This window comes from Streptomyces coacervatus (assembly GCF_029223485.1).
In the GTDB taxonomy this organism is placed as follows: Bacteria; Actinomycetota; Actinomycetes; order Streptomycetales; family Streptomycetaceae; genus Streptomyces; species Streptomyces coacervatus.
In genome coordinates this window covers 110,715-129,180 of the sequence record NZ_JARHTP010000001.1, presented here as the reverse complement: position 1 = coordinate 129,180, position 18,466 = coordinate 110,715, and the positions used below count along the sequence as shown (strand labels likewise).

The window sequence follows — 18,466 nt, the reverse complement described above, 5'->3', positions numbered from 1 at the left end:
GGGCTTCCTCCCGCTCAGCCGGAGCGAGAGGTCTTGATCAGATCCGCTGTGCCGCTTCCTGCCAGCGCGGATCTGGAGCGGCTCCGGCCCGCCTGGGGCGGACACAAGCGCGCTGTTCCGCCCGGGGTCCTTTCCGTACACCGGGCGGGGTCTGTGGCTGCTACAAGGAGGCCCGCAGGCCGTGCAGGACACGGGAGAGCAGGGCCGTATCCAGCTCATTGGCCTCGACGGCGGTTCGCCCATCCGCGTGCCACTGCGCGAGTCGTTGGGGCCAGGTGGCCTCGGCGTGCATGGCTTCGGTGCGCATGTCCGCCAGGGCCAGATCGGTTTCTATGCGGAGCCGTACGAGGTCGGCGGGCGTCATCCGCAGGGCGCGGACGGTGATCGCGCCCTCGGCGCGGCGAGGTACGGCCGGCTCGACGCACCGCTCCGGATCGGCGACGCCCGCCAGTTCGTCTTCGGGCAGTAGCCGTACGGTCAGCACGGTGAGACCGCCGGCTCCGCCCAGACGGTCTTGCCCCAGCGCATTTCGTCGTAGCCCCAGCGGTACGAGAGCGCGTCGACCAGCACCAGGCCGCGCCCGGTCTCATCGCCCTCGGCGACCAGATCCATTCTCGGCAGGGCGTGGGATCTGTCGGTGACGCCGATCCGTACGAGATCGTCCTTGACGCGCCGGACGGATACCCGGACCAGACGGCACGAGGTGTGGCGGACCGCGTTGCCCACCAGCTCGGAGACGATCAGTGTGCCCGCATCCACCAACTCGGCTATGCCCCAGGTGTTCAGCGCGCCCGAGACAAGGCGCCGGGCACGGCGGGCGGTCTTGGGCTCGCACGGGAGGGTTTCGGTGTAGCCGGGCGGTCCAACTGCGGTGGGTCTGGTCATGACGCTCACGGGGCCGTCTCCTCGGGGCTGGGATGTTCCGCTCGCAATGGGGGATGAGCGGGACTCCTCCACTCCCGCCGAGGGGAGCCTGGACCTGCCCGGCGACGCCAACGACCGTACGGAGAGCTGGAGTTTGGCCTCAACGAAATTGCGGAGAATTGCGCAACGTCATCCCAGGGAGGTGATCGCCGACTCGATCAAGGCGCGGGCGGCGTTGCCGTGGACGGCCATCTTCGTCAGCTCCCCGAACGCCTTGCGGTAGTCAGCGAGTTCACGCGGCTGCACCACATTGACCTCGGCCGTGAGGGTTTCCACGACACTGCGTGTGCCGTCATGGAGGTAGAACGCCTCCAGCGGCCACATCGTCCGTTGCGCGGTGAACGGGATGACGCCCAGCGATACGGAAGGAAGCGGCATCACGGTCAGCAGATGCCTCAGCTGTCCCGCCATCGTCTCGGCGTCGCCCACGCGATAGCGCAGCACGCACTCCTCCATGAGCACGACGAACCGGTGGCCACCCTCGTACAGGAACCGGCTCCGGGCGACTCGGGCCGCGACAGCCTCGGAGATGTCGTTGGGGGTGCCCTGGAAGTCGGTGATGGCCTCCATGAGCGCCGTGGCGTACGCGGGTGTCTGGAAGAAGCCGGGCACGACGTTGGACACGTACGCGCGCGTGACGCCGCTCTGCGCGTAGCGGTCGTTGATGTCCTCCTGCGTCTTGCGCATGCCGGTCCGGTGGCTCCTGCGCCACTCCACGTACATCGAGTCGACGCCGCGGGCCGTGGCGATCAGGTCGTCGGCCTGTCCGGCATAGGTGTGCCTACGGTCCACTCCTTGTTCAGTGCCGGTCTCATGGTGCGCGTTGTCTCCATCGTCAACTGCTGTCCCGTGAGGGGGGGTTTCGCCTCGCTTCGATGGTCTCAGGCCCCACCGACAATGACATGTCCATGTTGTCCCGGTTTCCCCAAGCCAGGCCCTGGGGATGTCATGGCTGCCCCTCCCCGGGGGCCTGCGACGTGTCCGGGCCCGTGCCAGCAGGCGCCAGTGGCCCGCCCGAGGCCTTGCGGGAGTGCATGCACTTGCGTGTACTGCTTCGCCCGCAAGACGCACAGCTATCTGGACCTCGACACGGGGCTCGACTTCGACTCCCAGATCGTGGTCAAGGTGAACGCCCCGGAGTTGCTGCGCCGCCAGCTCGGCTCGCGCCGCTGGCAGGGCGAGCACATCGCGATGGGCACGAACGTGGACTGCTATCAGCGCGCCGAGGGCCGCTACCGGCTGATGCCGGGCATCCTGTCCGCCCTGCGCGACCACGCCAACCCCTTCTCGATCCTCACCAAGGGCACGCTGATCCTGCGCGACCTCGACCTGCTGGTGCAGTCGACGCAGGTGACGGATGTCGGCATCTCGGTGTCGGTCGGCTTCACCGACCCCGAGCTGTGGCGCACGGTGGAGCCGGGCACGCCGGCCCCGGAGCGCCGCCTGGACGTGGTCCGCACGCTCGCCGAGCACGGCCTCGGGTGCGGTGTGCTGATGGCCCCGGTGATCCCGTTCCTGAGCGATCAGCCCGCCCAACTGCGTTCCGCCGTACGGGCGATCGCGGCCTCCGGGGCCACCTCTGTCACCCCGCTGGTGCTGCATCTGCGCCCCGGCGCCCGCGAGTGGTTCATGGCCTGGCTGGCCCACCACCACCCGCACCTGGTGCGCCGTTACGAGCGCCTGTACGCGGACGGCTCCTACGCCCCCAAGTGGTACCAGCGGCGGATCACCCGTCAGGTCCACGACCTGGCCCAGGAGTACGGGATCGGCCCCACGCGCGCGGGGATGCCACGGCGGATCCGGCCACCGGAGGCACCCGAGCCGGCGATGTCCGAACCGACCCAACTCACGCTCATTTGAGAGCATTCGAGCGCATCCCGCGACCCGATTGGGTCAAGTCTTGCCAGAACGAGTTCTTCCGGAGCGGCTTTCCGGGACGATGCGGCGTGGACCGTGGGACTCGCGGTCCGAAACCCTCCGTCCTGGGAGGACTCAATGAGAAAACGCGCAGCCGTGCTGTGCGGTGCCGCCGTCGTCGTGGCCGGTAGTTTCTCGGCCTTCCCTGCCGGCGCGAGCACCTCGCAGACCCCGCAATCCGCTCCCGCCGCGAAACTGACCTGGAAGAACTGCGCCACCACGAACTATCCGACGCTGCAGTGTGCGTCGCTCAACGTTCCGCTCGACCACCAGAACCCGCACGGGCAGCAGATCACGCTCGCGCTCTCGCGCGTGAAGCACACCGCGCAGAAGAGCCAGGGCCCGCTGCTGGTCAACCCGGGCGGTCCCGGCGGCAGCGGCCTCACGCTCGCCGGATTCGTCGCGTCGTCGCTGCCCAAGGCGGTCGCGGCCCAGTACGACGTCATCGGCTTCGACCCGCGCGGGGTGGGCAAGAGCAAGCCCGCCCTCGACTGCAAACCAGGGCACTTCAACCCGGTGCGCCCGGACTCCGTGCCGAGCACTCCGGCCCTGGAGAAGGCCAACCTCGACCGCGCCAAGTCCTTCGCCGCCGCCTGCGGCACAAAGTACGGGGGCCTGCTGCCGTACATCAACACCATTCAGGCCGTACAGGACATGGACTCGATCCGCGCGGCCCTGGGCGCCCGGCAGACCAGCTACTTCGGCTACTCGTACGGCACCTACCTCGGCGCCGTCTACGCCAAGCTCTTCCCCCAGCGCGTGAAGCGCCTGATCCTGGACTCGATCGTCGACCCGACCGGTGTCTGGTACGACGACAACATCTCGCAGGACTCCGCCTTCGACGCCCGCCAGAAGGCCCTCATGGCCTGGATCGCCAAGTACGACTCGACGTACAAGCTCGGCACCGACCCGGCCAAGATCGAGGCCAAGTGGTACGCGATGCGCAAGGCGGTCGCCAAGAAGCCGGCCGGCGGCAAGGTGGGGGCCTCCGAGCTGGAGGACACCTTCGTCCCCGGCGGCTACTACAACGGCTACTGGCCGCATCTGGCCGAGGCGTTCGCGGCGTACGTGAACGACAAGAACTCCGACCCGCTGGTCGAGGCGTACCAGAACTTCGCCGCCGTCGACGCGTCCGGGGACAACGGCTACAGCATCTACGCCTCGGTGCAGTGCCGTGACGCCTCCTGGCCGCGCGACTGGAACCAGTGGCGCAAGGACAACTGGGCGGTGTACGAGAAGGCGCCGTTCATGGCATGGAACAACGCCTGGTACAACGCGCCGTGCGCCTTCTGGCCGACGGACTCGCTGAAGCCGGTGCACATCGCCAACGACAAGCTGCCGCCGGTGCTGTTGTTCCAGGCGACCAACGACGCGGCCACCCCGTACGAGGGCGGCGCGACGGTCCACCGCCTGCTGGCCGGCTCGAGCTTCGTGGTCGAGCAGGGCGGCGGGAACCACGGCATCACGCTGAGCGGGAACGCCTGCCTGGACAAGTACCTGGCTGCGTATCTGTCCGACGGCACGGTGCCGCGCAGCGGCGGCGCGATCGACGCGGTGTGCCCGAAGACGCCCGACCCCAAGCCGCTGAGCACGAAGGCGGCCACGATGTCGGCGGGGCCGTCCGGGTCCACCGACGGCGCCACGCTGCACGGACTGCTCGGCTTCCGCCGCTGAGCACCCGGCGACATCGAGGTCCCGTCGGGGGCGTTGTCAGACCCATGGTCCACGATGGACGCATGAGTGAGCTGACCAGGATTACCGCCCCCGACGGGGTCTTCCCCGCCGCCCAGTACAGCCACGTCGTCATGGGCACCGGGCGTTTCGTCGCGATCGCCGGCCAGATCGCGTTGGACGAGGACGGCAAGCCCGTCGGCGCGGGCGACCCCGAGGCCCAGGCCCGCCAGGTCTTCGAGAACCTCCGACGCTGTCTGGCCGCCGCCGGGGCAGCCTTCGACGACATCGTCAAACTCACCTACTTCGTCACGGACATGGCGCACCTGCCCGCGATCCGCGCGGCCCGCGCCGTACACATACCCGACGACAGGCTCCCCGCGGCCTCCGCGGTACAGGTCGCCGCGCTGGCCCGCCCGGAGTTCCTCATGGAGATCGAGGCGTTCGCGGTCGTGGGCGAGTGAGCAGCCTGCAGGGTCGGGAGTTGACGGACCGACAGCCCCACCCGTAGGCCTGCGTCACCTCTGCTTCGGGATCCGTGACAGCGCCCGCACCGCCGCCTGAGCGAGCGCCGGGTGGGCGAGTGCCTCGTTGAGTACGGGTCTGGCGCGGGCGTCCTCCAGGTCGCCGAGCCCCTCCACACAGGCGAGCGCCACCCGCCGGTACGGATCGTGCGGGCGCAGTCTGCGCTCCAGTGTGGTGATCAGCGCAGGCACGGACTCGGGGGCGCGCAGCTCCGCAAGGAGCCGGACCGGGTGCAGCGCATAGGCGACGCGCAGCTCGTTGGTGGCGAGGGCGGCCGCCGCGCGGGCGGTGCGCGGGTCGTCGAGGCGGGCGAGGGCGTGGGCCGCGGAGGCACAGCGCTGCGGATCGCGATGGTTCAGGAACAGGACGAGGGACTCGAAGGCACGCCGGTCGCCCGCAAGCCCCAGCCGGAACGCGGCCAGCTCCCTGGCCCACAGCGGCTGCCCGGGCTCGGTGAGCACCCGCGCCAGCTCGTCCGGGTCGCCGGTCGCCACGAGACGGTCGTATGCGGCGGACGCTCCCGACTCCTCCCGTAAACGCTCCGTGAGTGATCGCAACTCTTCGTCCATGACACCGAGATTAGAGGGGATGCCGATCTCTCGGGACGTACATCACAAACACGGGGACTAGCGCGCTCGTTACCCGCCGGTTAAGCTCAGACGAGCGAGTTACCCACTCGCACTTGCTTACGGCGGCCTGGTGACGCAGCCGTCGTAAGAGCAGTCGGTTCGGTACATCAGGTACCGCAGCACGACCCGGCCACGGGACAGGGCCGGTCGGATTCCCCACCGTTCGCTCCAGGCGTGTGCGCGCCCATGGCGACGGCAGGCACCGGGCGTGTGCGCTTGCAGCCCGGCAACACCCGCATTCCTTTTCACGCACCCGGTGCGCCACGGCTTCGACCTCGGTCGGGCCTCCCTCGGCGCACCCGGGCGCTCTCCCAGTCGTCACCCTCATGCCTGGAGTCCCGCGATGGCCACTCCCCTGTCCCACACCTCTTCCTCTCCGCTCACGACCATTGCCGTCGTCGGCCTCGGCACCATGGGCACCGGTATCGCCGAGGTCCTCGCCAAGGCCGGCCGCGAGGTCGTCGGCATCGACATCAGCGAGGCCGCGGCCGCCAAGTCCGTCGCCGCCCTGGAGGCCGCCACCGCCCGCGCCGTGGAGAAGGGCCGGCTGACCGAGCAGGAGCGCGCGGACGTCCTCGCCCGCGTCCGCACCTCCACCGACCTGCGGGCCGCGGCCGACGCCGACCTCGTCATCGAGGTGGCCCCCGAGTCGTACGAGATCAAGCACCAGATCTTCCGTGAACTGGACGCCATCGTGCGCCCGGAGACCATCCTCGCGACGGGCACCAACGCCCTGTCCGTGACCCGTCTCGCCGCCGACTCGGCGCGTCCGGAGCGCGTGCTGGGCCTGCACTTCTTCAACCCGGCGCCGGCGATGAAGCTGGTCGAGGTCGTCTCCTCGGTGCTGACCGCGCCGACGGCCGTCACCGCGGTCACCAACCTCGCTCTCGACCTCGGCAAGGAGCCCGTCGCGGTCGGCGACCGGCCCGGGTTCGTCGCCGACGGGCTGCTGTTCGGCTACCTCAACCAGGCCGCCGCGATGTACGAGGCGAAGTACGCCTCCCGCGAGGACATCGACGCCGCGATGCGGCTCGGCTGCGGTCTGCCCATGGGCCCGCTCGCCCTGCTCGACCTGATCGGCGTCGACACGGCCCGTACGGTCCTGGAGGCGATGTACGCCGAGTCCCACGACCGGCTGCACGCCCCCGCCCCGATCCTCAAGCAGCTCAGCGAGGCGGGCCTGACCGGCCGCAAGTCGGGCCGCGGCTTCTACACCTACGAGGCCCCCGGCAGCGCCACCGTCGTGCGGGACTCGCTGACGCCGCTGGAGGGCGCCACCCTGACCCCGGGCCGCGAGGTCCGCTCCGTCGGTGTCGCCGGCTCCGGCACCATGGCGTCCGGCATCGCCGAGGTCTTCGCCAAGGCCGGGTACGAGGTCGTCCTCGCCGCCCGCAGCGAGGAGAAGGCGCAGACCGCCAAGGCCCGTATCGGCAAGTCGCTTTCGCGCTCCGTCGACAAGGGCCGGATGACCGCCGAGGCCGCCGCGCAGACCCTGGACCGGATCACCGCGGCGGGTTCGTACGAGTCCTTCGCGGACGTCGACCTGGCCGTCGAGGCGGTCGCCGAGGACCTGGAGATCAAGCAGCAGCTGTTCGCGACGCTGGACAAGGTCTGCAAGCCGGGCGCGGTCCTGGCCACCACGACCTCCTCGCTGCCCGTCGTCGCCTGCGCCCGCGCCACCTCGCGCCCGCAGGACGTGATCGGCATGCACTTCTTCAACCCGGCGCCGGCGATGAAGCTGGTCGAGGTCGTCCGTACGGTCCTGACGGCCGAGGACGTCCACGCAACGGTTCGCGAGGTCTGCGCCAAGATCAAGAAGCATGCGGTCGACTGCGGTGACCGGGCAGGCTTCATCGTGAACGCCCTGCTCTTCCCGTACCTCAACAACGCGATCAAGATGGTGCAGGAACACTATGCGTCTCTTGACGACATCGACGCGGCGATGAAGCTGGGCGGCGGCTACCCGATGGGCCCCTTCGAGCTGCTGGACGTCGTCGGGCTCGATGTCTCCCTGGCGATCGAGAAGGTCCTGCACCGCGAGTTCCGCGACCCGGGCCTGGCCCCGGCGCCGCTCCTGGAGCACCTGGTGGCCGCGGGCTGCCTCGGCCGGAAGACGGGCCGTGGCTTCCGCGAATATGCCCGCCGCTGACGGCGACGGCGACTGGTTCAGAGGCGAGACGGACTGGGGCGGACTGCTCGGCCGCGCTGGAGGACCCCCGCCCGCGCAGGGTGGGGGAACCCCCGTACATGCGCATCAAGCTGCGCACATGCAGTACGTTCGGGTCATGTCCCAGCCCGCCAAGTCCTCACGTACACCAGCTACGCCCGACGCGCCGGAAAGTGCCGCAGGCAGTCGCGCGGCCGCCCAGCGGCTCAAGATGCGCCGAGAACTGGCGGCCGCGGCGATGGAGCTGTTCGCGACCAAGGGGTACGAGGCGACCACCGTCGACGAGATCGCGGCCGCGGCCGGGGTCGCGCGCCGCACCTTCTTCCGCCACTTCCGCTCCAAGGAAGAGGCGATCTTCCCCGACCACGACGACACATTGATCCGTGCGGAGGCGGTGCTCAATGCGGCTCCCCCGCACGAGCACCCGCTCGACACGGTGTGCCGCGGCATCAAGGAAGTCATGCGGATGTACGCGGCCCGGCCGGAGATCTCGGTCGCCCGCTACAAGCTGACGCGTGAGGTGCCCACCCTGCGCGAGGCCGAGATCGCCTCGGTGGCGCGCTACGAACGCCTCTTCACCCGCTATCTCCTCGGCCACTTCGACGAGCACGCGCATGACGACGACGCCAACGACGACCCGCTGCTGGCAGAGGTCGCCGCGTCCGCCGTGGTCACCGCCCACAACCACGTCCTGCGGCGCTGGCTGCGGGCCGGCGGCCAGGGCGACGTGGAGGCCCAGCTGGACCACGCCTTCGCGATCGTGCGCAAGACGTTCGGGACGGGCATCGGCGCCGGGCGCACGACGGCCGCCCCGAAGCCTGCGGCTCCGGCCACGGTCTCCACCCAGGGCGAGGTCCTGGTCACGGTCGCCCGCACCGACGCCCCGCTGGACGAGGTCATGCGGACCATCGAGCAGGCGCTCAAGGAACGCTGAAGCCTCTCCACGCCCTGTGATGACGGCCACCCTTCGGGGTGGCCGTTTTGGCATGTCGGAGCCCCTTTTCAGGCATCTTTCAACCCTCGTTCGATCGATCATCGCTCATTTGTTACGTAAAGATTTCACCTGAGGGCAATCTCTGGCACTCAGTGCCTTGCGGGGTGACACGCGGTGTCATACGTTGAATGTGTCCGGGCGGCCGGCGTGCAGAGACCATTCGCACGTCGGCTGTCCCCTCAAGCCAATGGCTTGCGCGCCCGGACGCCTGCGTCACAGGCAACCTCCCGCGCCACAAAGCGCTGCCGAACAGCATCACCGCCGAACCGACGGCACTTCCCAAAACCCTCAGCAGCACACCGACGTAACCCTCAGCACCCCTCCCTCAGGGTGCGTATCGCCGGAGGCAACACCGTGACCACGAAGGACATCCTGGACGCGATCCAGTCGCCGGACTCGACTCCGGCCGACTTCGCCGCTCTGCCGCTCCCCGAGTCGTACCGCGCGATCACCGTGCACAAGGACGAGACGGAGATGTTCGCGGGCCTGGAGACCCGCGACAAGGACCCGCGCAAGTCGATCCACCTCGACGACGTGGCGCTGCCCGAGCTCGGCCCGGGCGAGGCCCTGGTGGCCGTCATGGCCTCCTCGGTCAACTACAACTCGGTGTGGACCTCGATCTTCGAGCCGCTGTCGACCTTCGGCTTCCTGGAGCGCTACGGCCGCCTCAGCGAGCTGACCAAGCGGCACGACCTGCCGTACCACATCATCGGCTCCGACCTCGCGGGCGTCGTCCTGCGCACCGGGCCGGGCGTCAACGCCTGGAAGCCGGGCGATGAGGTCGTCGCGCACTGCCTCAGCGTCGAGCTGGAGTCGTCCGACGGCCACAACGACACGATGCTCGACCCCGAGCAGCGCATCTGGGGCTTCGAGACCAACTTCGGCGGTCTCGCCGAGATCGCGCTGGTCAAGTCCAACCAGCTGATGCCGAAGCCGGACCATCTGAGCTGGGAGGAGGCCGCCGCTCCCGGTCTGGTCAACTCGACCGCCTACCGGCAGCTGGTCTCCCGCAACGGCGCCGGCATGAAGCAGGGCGACAACGTCCTGATCTGGGGCGCGAGCGGCGGACTCGGCTCGTACGCCACGCAGTTCGCGCTCGCGGGCGGCGCCAACCCCATCTGCGTCGTGTCCTCGCCGCAGAAGGCGGACATCTGCCGCGCGATGGGCGCCGAGGCGATCATCGACCGCAACGCCGAGGGCTACAAGTTCTGGAAGAACGAGCACGAGCAGGACCCGCGGGAGTGGAAGCGCTTCGGCAAGCGCATCCGCGAGCTCACCGGCGGCGAGGACGTCGACATCGTCTTCGAGCACCCCGGCCGCGAGACCTTCGGCGCCTCCGTCTACGTCACGCGCAAGGGCGGCACCATCGTCACCTGCGCCTCGACCTCGGGCTACAACCACGAGTACGACAACCGCTACCTGTGGATGTCCCTGAAGCGGATCATCGGCTCGCACTTCGCCAACTACCGCGAGGCCTGGGAGGCCAACCGGCTCGTCGCGAAGGGCAAGATCCACCCGACGCTGTCGAAGGTCTACTCCCTGGAGGAGACCGGCCAGGCGGCCTACGACGTGCACCGCAACCTCCACCAGGGCAAGGTCGGCGTGCTGTGCCTGGCCCCCGAGGAGGGCCTCGGCGTGCGCGACGAGGAGATGCGCGCCAAGCACATCGACGCCATCAACCGCTTCCGCAACATCTGAGACACCCGGGGTCATAGATGACTGAGCGTCAGCCCGCCGAAGGCAAGCGGGAGAAGGACCGGCCGTGGCTCATGCGCACGTACGCCGGTCACTCCACGGCCGAGGCGTCCAACGAGCTGTACCGGCGCAACCTCGCCAAGGGCCAGACCGGCCTGTCGGTCGCGTTCGACCTGCCGACGCAGACCGGCTACGACTCCGACCACATCCTCGCCCGCGGCGAGGTCGGCCGGGTCGGCGTGCCGATCGCGCACCTCGGTGACATGCGCCGGCTGTTCCAGGACATCCCCCTGGAGCAGATGAACACCTCGATGACGATCAACGCCACCGCCATGTGGCTGCTGGCGCTCTACCAGGTCGTCGCCGAGGAGCAGGGTGCGGACATCACCCAGCTCCAGGGGACGACCCAGAACGACATCGTCAAGGAGTACCTGTCACGGGGGACGCATGTCTTCCCGCCCGGCCCCTCCCTCCGTCTGACGACGGACATGATCGCGTACACGGTCTCCCACATCCCGAAGTGGAACCCGATCAACATCTGCAGCTATCACCTGCAGGAGGCGGGCGCCACGCCGGTCCAGGAGATCGCGTACGCGATGTCCACGGCGATCGCGGTCCTCGACGCCGTCCGGGACAGCGGTCAGGTGCCGGCCGAGAAGTTCGGTGACGTCGTCGCCCGTATCTCCTTCTTCGTGAACGCGGGCGTCCGCTTCGTCGAGGAGATGTGCAAGATGCGCGCCTTCGGCCGCATCTGGGACAAGGTCACCCGCGAGCGGTACGGCATCGAGAACGCCAAGCAGCGCCGCTTCCGCTACGGCGTCCAGGTCAACTCCCTCGGTCTGACCGAGGCGCAGCCGGAGAACAACGTCCAGCGGATCGTGCTGGAGATGCTGGCCGTGACCCTCTCGAAGGACGCACGCGCGCGTGCCGTCCAACTCCCTGCCTGGAACGAGGCGTTGGGCCTGCCCCGCCCCTGGGACCAGCAGTGGTCGCTGCGCATCCAGCAGGTGCTGGCGCACGAGAGCGACCTGCTGGAGTACGAGGACATCTTCGAGGGCTCGCACGTCATCGAGGCGAAGGTCGCGAAGCTCGTCGAGGAGTCCCTCGCGGAGATCGAGCGGATCCAGGAGATGGGCGGTGCGATGGCCGCCGTCGAGTCCGGCTACCTCAAGTCGCAGCTCGTCTCCTCGCACGCCGAGCGCCGCGCTCGTATCGAGTCCGGTCAAGAGAAGATCGTGGGCGTCAACATCTTCGAGACGACCGAGCCCAATCCATTGACCGCGGATCTCGATACAGCCATCCAGACAGTCGATCCAGCTGTCGAGGCCCGAGTCATCTCCTCGCTCCAGCACTGGCGTGACACCCGCTACCAGCCGCCCTTCAACCATCCGCGCCCGTGCAAGGCGCTGGAGAAGCTGAAGGAGGCCGCCAAGGGCACCGGCAACCTCATGGAGGCCACCCTGGAGTGCGCCCGCGCCGGCGTCACGACCGGAGAGTGGTCCGGGGCCCTGCGCGAGGTGTTCGGCGAGTTCCGGGCCCCGACGGGCGTCTCGTCCGCGCCGGTCGCCGTCCCCGCCGAGGAGGGCTCGGCCATGGCCGATGTCCGCCGCAAGGTCGACCTGACGGCCAAGGACCTGGGCGTCGGCAAGCTGCGCTTCCTGGTCGGCAAGCCCGGCCTGGACGGGCACTCCAACGGTGCCGAGCAGATCGCCGTGCGGGCCCGTGACGCCGGGTTCGAGGTGGTCTACCAGGGCATCCGGCTGACGCCCGAGCAGATCGTGGACGCGGCCCTCGCCGAGGACGTGCACGCGGTCGGCCTGTCGATCCTCTCCGGCTCGCACGCCCAGCTGGTCCCGGATGTACTGGAGCGGCTCCGTGTGGCCGGTGCCACAGATATACCGGTGATCGCCGGTGGCATCATCCCCAATGGTGACGCCGAGCAGCTCAAGGCCGCCGGAGTGGCCGCCGTCTTCACCCCGAAGGACTTCGACATCACCGGAATCATCGGCCGCATCGTCGACGAGATCCGGAAAGCGAACAAGCTCGACCCCCTGGAGGTCCCCGCATGACCACGCCCGTCAACCGTCTGCGTCCGCGACGCTCCTGCCTCGCGGTCCCCGGAAGCAACCCCCGCTTCCTGGAGAAGGCGCAGGGCCTCCCCGCCGACCAGGTCTTCCTGGACCTGGAGGACGCGTGTGCCCCGCTCGCCAAGCCCGAGGCGCGGCACACCATCGTCAAGTTCCTCAACGAGGGCGACTGGACCGGCAAGACGAGGGTCGTGCGCGTCAACGACTGGACGACCGAGTGGACGTACCGCGACGTCGTCACGGTCGTCGAGGGTGCCGGCCAGAACCTCGACTGCATCATGCTGCCGAAGGTGCAGACGGCCCAGCAGGTCGTCGCCCTCGACCTCCTTCTGACCCAGATCGAGAAGACGATGGGCTTCGAGGTCGGCAAGATCGGCATCGAAGCGCAGATCGAGAACGCCCAGGGCCTCAACAACGTCAACGAGATCGCGACGGCCTCCCAGCGCGTCGAGACGATCATCTTCGGCCCGGCCGACTTCATGGCGTCGATCAACATGAAGTCGCTGGTCGTGGGAGAGCAGCCGCCCGGCTACCCGGCGGACGCCTACCACTACATCCTGATGAAGATCCTGATGGCCGCCCGTGCCAACAACCTCCAGGCGATCGACGGCCCCTACCTGCAGATCCGCAACATCGACGGCTACCGCGCGGTCGCCCAGCGCGCCGCCGCGCTCGGCTTCGACGGCAAGTGGGTGCTGCACCCGGGCCAGGTCGAGGCGTCCAACGAGATCTTCTCGCCCTCGCAGGAGGACTACGACCACGCCGAGCTGATCCTGGACGCGTACGACTACTACACGTCCGAGGCGGGCGGCAAGAAGGGCTCCGCGATGCTCGGCGACGAGATGATCGACGAGGCCAGCCGCAAGATGGCCCTGGTCATCTCCGGCAAGGGCCGTGCCGCCGGCATGCAGCGCACGTCGAAGTTCGAGATCCCGGAGGCCTGAGCGCGATGCAGTTCGGACGCACCTACGAGGAGTTCGAGGTCGGGGCGACGTACAAGCACTGGCCGGGCAAGACGGTCACGGAGTACGACGACCACCTGTTCTGTCTCCTCACCATGAACCACCACCCGCTCCACATGGACACCAACTATGCGGAGAAGACGACGGACTTCGGCAAGAACGTCGTCGTCGGGAACTACATCTACTCCCTCCTGCTCGGCATGAGCGTGCCGGACATCTCCGGCAAGGCGATCGCCAACCTGGAGATCGAGTCGCTCAAGCACGTGGCGCCGACCTTCCACGGCGACACGATCTACGGCCAGACGACCGTGCTCGACAAATGGCCGTCGAAGTCGAAGAACGACCGCGGGATCGTCTACGTCGAGACCAAGGGCTACAAGCAGGACGGCACGCTGGTCTGCGTGTTCCGCCGCAAGGTGATGGTGCCGACCGAGACGTACATCAAGGAGCGCGGCGGCGAGCAGCCGGGCCGCCCGGAACTGAAGCAGCAGGAGAAGTAGGCCATGGCCCGTCTCGCCCAGACCGCCGGTCTGACCGACATCCAGCAGGAGATCCTCTCCACCGTCCGCGACTTCGTGGACAAGGAGATCATCCCGGTCGCCACCGAGCTGGAGCACCGCGACGAGTACCCGCAGCAGATCGTCGACGGCCTCAAGGAACTCGGCCTGTTCGGCCTGATGATCCCGGAGGAGTACGGGGGCCTGGGCGAGTCGCTCCTCACCTACGCCCTGTGCGTCGAGGAGATCGCCCGCGGCTGGATGTCGGTGTCCGGCATCATCAACACCCACTTCATCGTGGCGTACATGCTCAAGCAGCACGGCACGCAGGAGCAGAAGGACCACTTCCTGCCGCGTATGGCGGCCGGCGACATCCGCGGCGCCTTCTCGATGTCGGAGCCGGGCCTCGGCTCGGACGTGTCCGCCATCACCTCCAAGGCGGTCAAGGACGGCGACGAGTACGTCCTGAACGGCCAGAAGATGTGGCTGACGAACGGCGGAACGTCAAGTCTGGTCGCCGTACTCGTCCGAAGTGATGAAGGACACCCCGAGGGCACCGCGCCCCACAAGTCGATGACGACCTTCCTCGTGGAGAAGGAGCCCGGCTTCGGAGAGGTCCGCCCCGGCCTCACCATCCCCGGGAAGATCGACAAGATGGGCTACAAGGGTGTCGACACCACCGAGCTGATCATGGATGGCCTGCGGATTCCGGCCAACCGTGTGCTCGGCGGCGAGACCGGCCGAGGTTTTTACCAAATGATGGACGGGGTCGAGGTCGGCCGTGTGAACGTGGCGGCGCGTGGCTGCGGCGTCGCTCAGCGTGCGTTCGAGCTCGGCGTCCGGTACGCCCAGCAGCGTCACACTTTCGGCAAGCCGATCGCCCAGCACCAGGCCATCCAGTTCAAGCTGGCCGAGATGGCCACCAAGGTCGAGGCCGCCCATGCAATGATGGTGAACGCGGCACGCAAAAAGGACTCCGGGGAACGAAACGACCTTGAGGCTGGGATGGCGAAGTACCTCGCCTCCGAGTACTGCAAGGAGGTCGTGGAGGACTCCTTCCGGATCCACGGCGGCTACGGCTTCTCCAAGGAGTACGAGATCGAGCGCCTCTACCGTGAGGCCCCGATGCTGCTGATCGGTGAAGGTACCGCCGAAATCCAGAAAATGATCATCGGTCGCAGGTTGCTCGAAGAGTATCGGTTCCAGGGCTAGATGTCCGGATACGGGGTGTTTTCTTGGAGAAGAAGATCACACCCCGTCAGCACTCTTCGGCCGCCGACTCGGCTTCCTGGCTTGCCCAGTTGCGGCCCGCGACCGGTACGATCCCGGGAAAGCCGCCGTCCCCCGTTACAGCGCGGCATCATCCGCTACGAAGGTCATCCATGCCCCACAGCCAAACCTCTGCACCACGCGACAGCCGGGCCGGCGTACGCCTCGCGCGCGGAGCATCGCCGTGGCTTCTGCCGACCGTCGCCACCGCAGCCCTCAGCCTGGCCCGTGCGCGCCGCTCCGGCGTCGCCAAGGCCGTGGCCGTGCCCGCCACCGCGCTCGCGGCGGGCATGCTGTGGTTCTTCCGCGACCCCGAGCGCGAGATCGCCCCGGGCCGGGTCATCTCGCCCGCCGACGGTGTGGTGCAGAGCATCATGCCGTGGAAGGACGGCCGTACCCGCGTCGCGATCTTCATGAGCCCGCTCAACGTCCATGTCAACCGGGCGCCGCTCTCCGGCACGGTGACGTCGGTCGAGCACATCCCGGGTGGGTTCGTGCCGGCGTTCAACAAGGAGAGCGAGAACAACGAGCGCGTAGTCTGGCATTTCGACACCGAACTCGGCGACATCGAGATGATCCAGATCGCTGGTGCGGTGGCCCGCCGCATCGTCCCCTACATCCCGCAGGGCACGAAGGTCGAGCAGGGTGACCGGATCGGTCTGATCCGCTTCGGCTCGCGTGTCGACATCTACCTGCCCGAGGGCGTGGACGTCGCGGTCGAGGTCGGTCAGAAGACCGTGGCTGGGGTGACTCGCATTGACCGTGATTGATCCTGATACCCAGGCGGGCTGGGTGCCCGAGGCCGACGAGGTGGACGAAGAGGAGGAGATGCCCCTCTCTCTCCGCCTCTCAATAGCGGACACCCTCACCCTCGGCAACGCCACGTGCGGCTTCATGGCGGTGTACTTCACCACCACCGGCATCCTGATCCCGCACCTCACCGGCGACCAGGAGACCGGCATGGCCCGCCACAGTGCGGCCACGGCGGTCATCCTGATGCTGTGCGCGGCGGTCTTCGACCTCTTCGACGGCCTGGTGGCGCGCAAGCTGCGCTCCTCCCCCATGGGCGCGGAGCTGGACAACCTGTCGGACCTGATCAGCTTCGGGCTGGCGCCGGCGTACTTCGTCCTCGTCTACGGCATGGTCGCGGACGACGCGCATCAGCGGGTGGCTGCGGTCGGGGCAATCGTGGTGCTCCTGGCCGTGGTGCTGCGGCTGGCCAGATTCTCGTGCGTGACCGTCCCGAACGGCATGTTCCAGGGCATGCCCTCGCCGTTCGGTGCGCTGACGGTGGTCTCGATCGTGCTTCTCGAGCTGCCCTTCGTGGCGACGCTCCTGGCGATCCTGGGCACGGCCTGGCTGATGGTGAGCCGGGTCGAGTACCCGAAGCCGCGGGGTCGTCTCGCGGTGGCGATGTTGTCCTGGATCGTCGTGTCGATGGGTCTGCTGGCGGCCTGGGCATTCGACGCCCCGAGCGGCCAGCTGCTGCTGCAGACGGGGTGCGCGCTGCAGCTGGTCACCGGTGCGGTGATTCCCCTGTTCGCCACGGCTCGCCGGGTGAACAACTTCCGTGACAATCGGCGTGAGGCGCGGGCGGCGCAGCCGTAGCACTGCGTTGGCTTGGGCCCCGGACCCGGTTGGGTTCGGGGCCCTTTGCTGTGCCTGCACCCGGCGCTGGTGCCACCGTCCCTGGGGGCTCCGCCCCCAGACCCCCGTTTCGGCCTGAACGGCCTCGTCCTCAAACGCCGGACGGGCTGAAAGATCAAACCCCGGCCGGCGAAAAAGATCAGGCCAGGCCAGCGAAAATCAGCCCCTCCGGCGTTTGAGGAGCGGGGGTCCGGGGGCTGGCCCCCGGGATGGGACGGGTAGGGGCGGCGGGGGCGAGAAAAGTCCGGCCTCAGCTCAGGAAGTCCCGCGCGATCTGCTCCGCCACCCGCTCCAGGATCGGCCCCGCATCCGAGATGCACTTCGCCACGTCCGGCTCGACGGACGTGAGCGGGTATGCGCGGCGGATGCCCGCCCGGCCCAGGGACTCCGGCTGCAGCGCGAGGCGGCCGCACACGGCGACGACCTCCTTGTCCGCGGCGCGGGCGGCGGCGGCTACGCCGGCCGGGGCCTTGCCGTGCAGGGTCTGCTCGTCCAGGGAGCCCTCGCCGGTGATCACCAGGTCCGCCCACTCCAGCGCCGGCGCAAAGCCGAGCACGTCGAGCATCACCTCGATACCGGGGCGGAAGCGGGCGCCCAGGAGGAGGGCGCCGTAGCCGATGCCGCCCGCCGCGCCCGCACCCGGGGACGCGGCGAACTCCGCCGCCTTCGCGCCGACGGCTTCCTCCAGCACCTTCGCGTAGTGCGCGAGGGCCCCGTCCAGGGCCTCCACGTCGTCCGGGGAGGCGCCCTTCTGCGGGCCGTAGACGGCGGGCGCGCCCGTCGGGCCGGTCAGCGGGTTGTCGACGTCGCTCGCCAGGACCAGTTCGACGGAGGCGAGACGGGGGTCCAGGTCGGACAGGTCGGCGGAGGCAAGTTCGCTCAGGCCGCCGCCGCCCGGCGGGACCGGCTCCCCGTCGACGTCGAGGAAACGTGCGCCCAGCGCGGACAGCATTCCGGCGCCGCCGTCGGTGGTCGCGCTGCCGCCGACGCCGAAGACGATCGTGCGCGCGCCCGCGTCCAGCGCGGCCCGCAGCAGTTCGCCGGAGCCGTATGTGGACGCCGTGAGCGGTGCGAAGACGCCGGCCGGCAGCCGCTGCAGCCCGCTGGCCTCAGCCATCTCCACGACCGCCGTGCCGGCGCGCAGCGCGAACGCCGCCGTCACCTCGTGGCCCAGCGGCCCCGCGACGCGCACCTCGCGCCGCTCGAAACCGGCCGCGACCGCCGCGTCCACGGTCCCGTCGCCGCCGTCGGCCACGGGCAGCGACTCCACCGGGAGGTCCGGCACGACCCGGCGCAGCCCGGCCGTCACCCGCTCGGCGACCTGCACGGCCGTCAGCGACCCCTTGAACTTGTCCGCGGCGATGAGCACGCGCTGTGTCACCTGTTTCCCCTTGCTCTCCGGGCCTCGCGCACGTCAAGGCCAGTCGCGCCGCTGCGACCTTAACCGGAGGACGCCCCCGCCGTCATGCCGTGACCGGAGCC

Annotated in this window: 16 protein-coding genes and 1 pseudogene; 12 read left to right on the top strand and 5 right to left on the bottom strand. The window is 68.9% G+C overall.

Annotated features, from left to right (window positions below; genetic code table 11):
- Positions 1–160: 160 nt before the first annotated feature.
- The 3 genes from P2Q00_RS00640 to P2Q00_RS00630 form a co-directional block, all read right to left on the bottom strand.
- Positions 161–484 (bottom strand): hypothetical protein, encoded by a 324-nt coding sequence (locus P2Q00_RS00640; RefSeq protein WP_275768449.1) that lies wholly within the window; start codon positions 482–484, stop codon positions 161–163.
- Positions 478–885: an ATP-binding protein gene (locus P2Q00_RS00635; protein ID WP_275769435.1), complete on the bottom strand. Its 408-nt coding sequence runs from the start codon at positions 883–885 to the stop codon at positions 478–480. The genes P2Q00_RS00640 and P2Q00_RS00635 overlap by 7 nt, the downstream gene beginning before the upstream one ends.
- Before the next feature lie 168 nt (positions 886–1,053).
- On the bottom strand, positions 1,054–1,869 hold the full coding sequence (locus tag P2Q00_RS00630; protein ID WP_425579688.1) for a DUF5753 domain-containing protein: 816 nt from the start codon (positions 1,867–1,869) through the stop codon (positions 1,054–1,056).
- 81 nt (positions 1,870–1,950) lie between these two features.
- On the opposite strand from P2Q00_RS00630, the pseudogene P2Q00_RS00625 reads away from it, so the two are divergent.
- The 3 genes and pseudogenes from P2Q00_RS00625 to P2Q00_RS00615 all read left to right on the top strand — a co-directional run.
- Positions 1,951–2,784: pseudogene (locus tag P2Q00_RS00625) on the top strand (radical SAM protein); the annotation flags it as partial.
- A gap of 135 nt (positions 2,785–2,919) precedes the next feature.
- Positions 2,920–4,515 carry an alpha/beta hydrolase gene (locus P2Q00_RS00620; protein ID WP_275768447.1) on the top strand — a complete coding sequence of 532 codons (1,596 nt, stop codon included), beginning with the start codon at positions 2,920–2,922 and terminating at the stop codon, positions 4,513–4,515.
- Between the two features lie 62 nt (positions 4,516–4,577).
- Positions 4,578–4,976, top strand: a complete 399-nt coding sequence (locus P2Q00_RS00615; RefSeq protein ID WP_275768445.1) for a RidA family protein — start codon at positions 4,578–4,580, stop codon at positions 4,974–4,976.
- Positions 4,977–5,030: 54 nt separating this feature from the next.
- Here P2Q00_RS00615 and P2Q00_RS00610 read toward each other — a convergent pair whose 3' ends face one another.
- Positions 5,031–5,606: an adenylosuccinate lyase gene (locus tag P2Q00_RS00610; protein ID WP_275768443.1), complete on the bottom strand. Its 576-nt coding sequence runs from the start codon at positions 5,604–5,606 to the stop codon at positions 5,031–5,033.
- Between the two features lie 403 nt (positions 5,607–6,009).
- Between P2Q00_RS00610 and P2Q00_RS00605 the strand changes: the two genes are divergently transcribed.
- From P2Q00_RS00605 to pssA, 9 genes are all read left to right on the top strand, one after another.
- Complete coding sequence (locus P2Q00_RS00605; RefSeq protein WP_275768441.1) at positions 6,010–7,815, top strand: 3-hydroxyacyl-CoA dehydrogenase family protein; 1,806 nt, start codon at positions 6,010–6,012, stop codon at positions 7,813–7,815.
- Between the two features lie 136 nt (positions 7,816–7,951).
- A complete protein-coding gene (locus P2Q00_RS00600; protein ID WP_275768439.1) occupies positions 7,952–8,767 on the top strand; it encodes a TetR family transcriptional regulator in 816 nt (271 codons plus the stop codon).
- Between the two features lie 414 nt (positions 8,768–9,181).
- Positions 9,182–10,525 carry a crotonyl-CoA carboxylase/reductase gene (gene ccrA / locus P2Q00_RS00595; RefSeq protein ID WP_275768437.1) on the top strand — a complete coding sequence of 448 codons (1,344 nt, stop codon included), beginning with the start codon at positions 9,182–9,184 and terminating at the stop codon, positions 10,523–10,525.
- 17 nt (positions 10,526–10,542) lie between these two features.
- Positions 10,543–12,591 (top strand): protein meaA, encoded by a 2,049-nt coding sequence (locus P2Q00_RS00590; protein ID WP_275768435.1) that lies wholly within the window; start codon positions 10,543–10,545, stop codon positions 12,589–12,591.
- Positions 12,588–13,553, top strand: coding sequence for an HpcH/HpaI aldolase/citrate lyase family protein (locus tag P2Q00_RS00585; RefSeq protein ID WP_275768433.1), 966 nt, complete (start codon positions 12,588–12,590; stop codon positions 13,551–13,553). The genes P2Q00_RS00590 and P2Q00_RS00585 overlap by 4 nt, the downstream gene beginning before the upstream one ends.
- Positions 13,554–13,558: 5 nt before the next feature.
- Positions 13,559–14,071, top strand: a complete 513-nt coding sequence (locus P2Q00_RS00580; RefSeq protein WP_062716551.1) for a MaoC family dehydratase — start codon at positions 13,559–13,561, stop codon at positions 14,069–14,071.
- A gap of 3 nt (positions 14,072–14,074) precedes the next feature.
- Positions 14,075–15,280 carry an acyl-CoA dehydrogenase family protein gene (locus tag P2Q00_RS00575; RefSeq protein ID WP_275768428.1) on the top strand — a complete coding sequence of 402 codons (1,206 nt, stop codon included), beginning with the start codon at positions 14,075–14,077 and terminating at the stop codon, positions 15,278–15,280.
- Between the two features lie 170 nt (positions 15,281–15,450).
- On the top strand, positions 15,451–16,107 hold the full coding sequence (locus tag P2Q00_RS00570; RefSeq protein ID WP_099932426.1) for a phosphatidylserine decarboxylase: 657 nt from the start codon (positions 15,451–15,453) through the stop codon (positions 16,105–16,107).
- Positions 16,108–16,129: 22 nt separating this feature from the next.
- Positions 16,130–16,945 (top strand): CDP-diacylglycerol--serine O-phosphatidyltransferase, encoded by an 816-nt coding sequence (pssA, locus tag P2Q00_RS00565; protein WP_266525837.1) that lies wholly within the window; start codon positions 16,130–16,132, stop codon positions 16,943–16,945.
- Positions 16,946–17,234: 289 nt separating this feature from the next.
- Here pssA and P2Q00_RS00560 read toward each other — a convergent pair whose 3' ends face one another.
- On the bottom strand, positions 17,235–18,353 hold the full coding sequence (locus tag P2Q00_RS00560) for a glycerate kinase (RefSeq protein ID WP_275769429.1): 1,119 nt from the start codon (positions 18,351–18,353) through the stop codon (positions 17,235–17,237).
- Positions 18,354–18,466 lie beyond the last annotated feature (113 nt).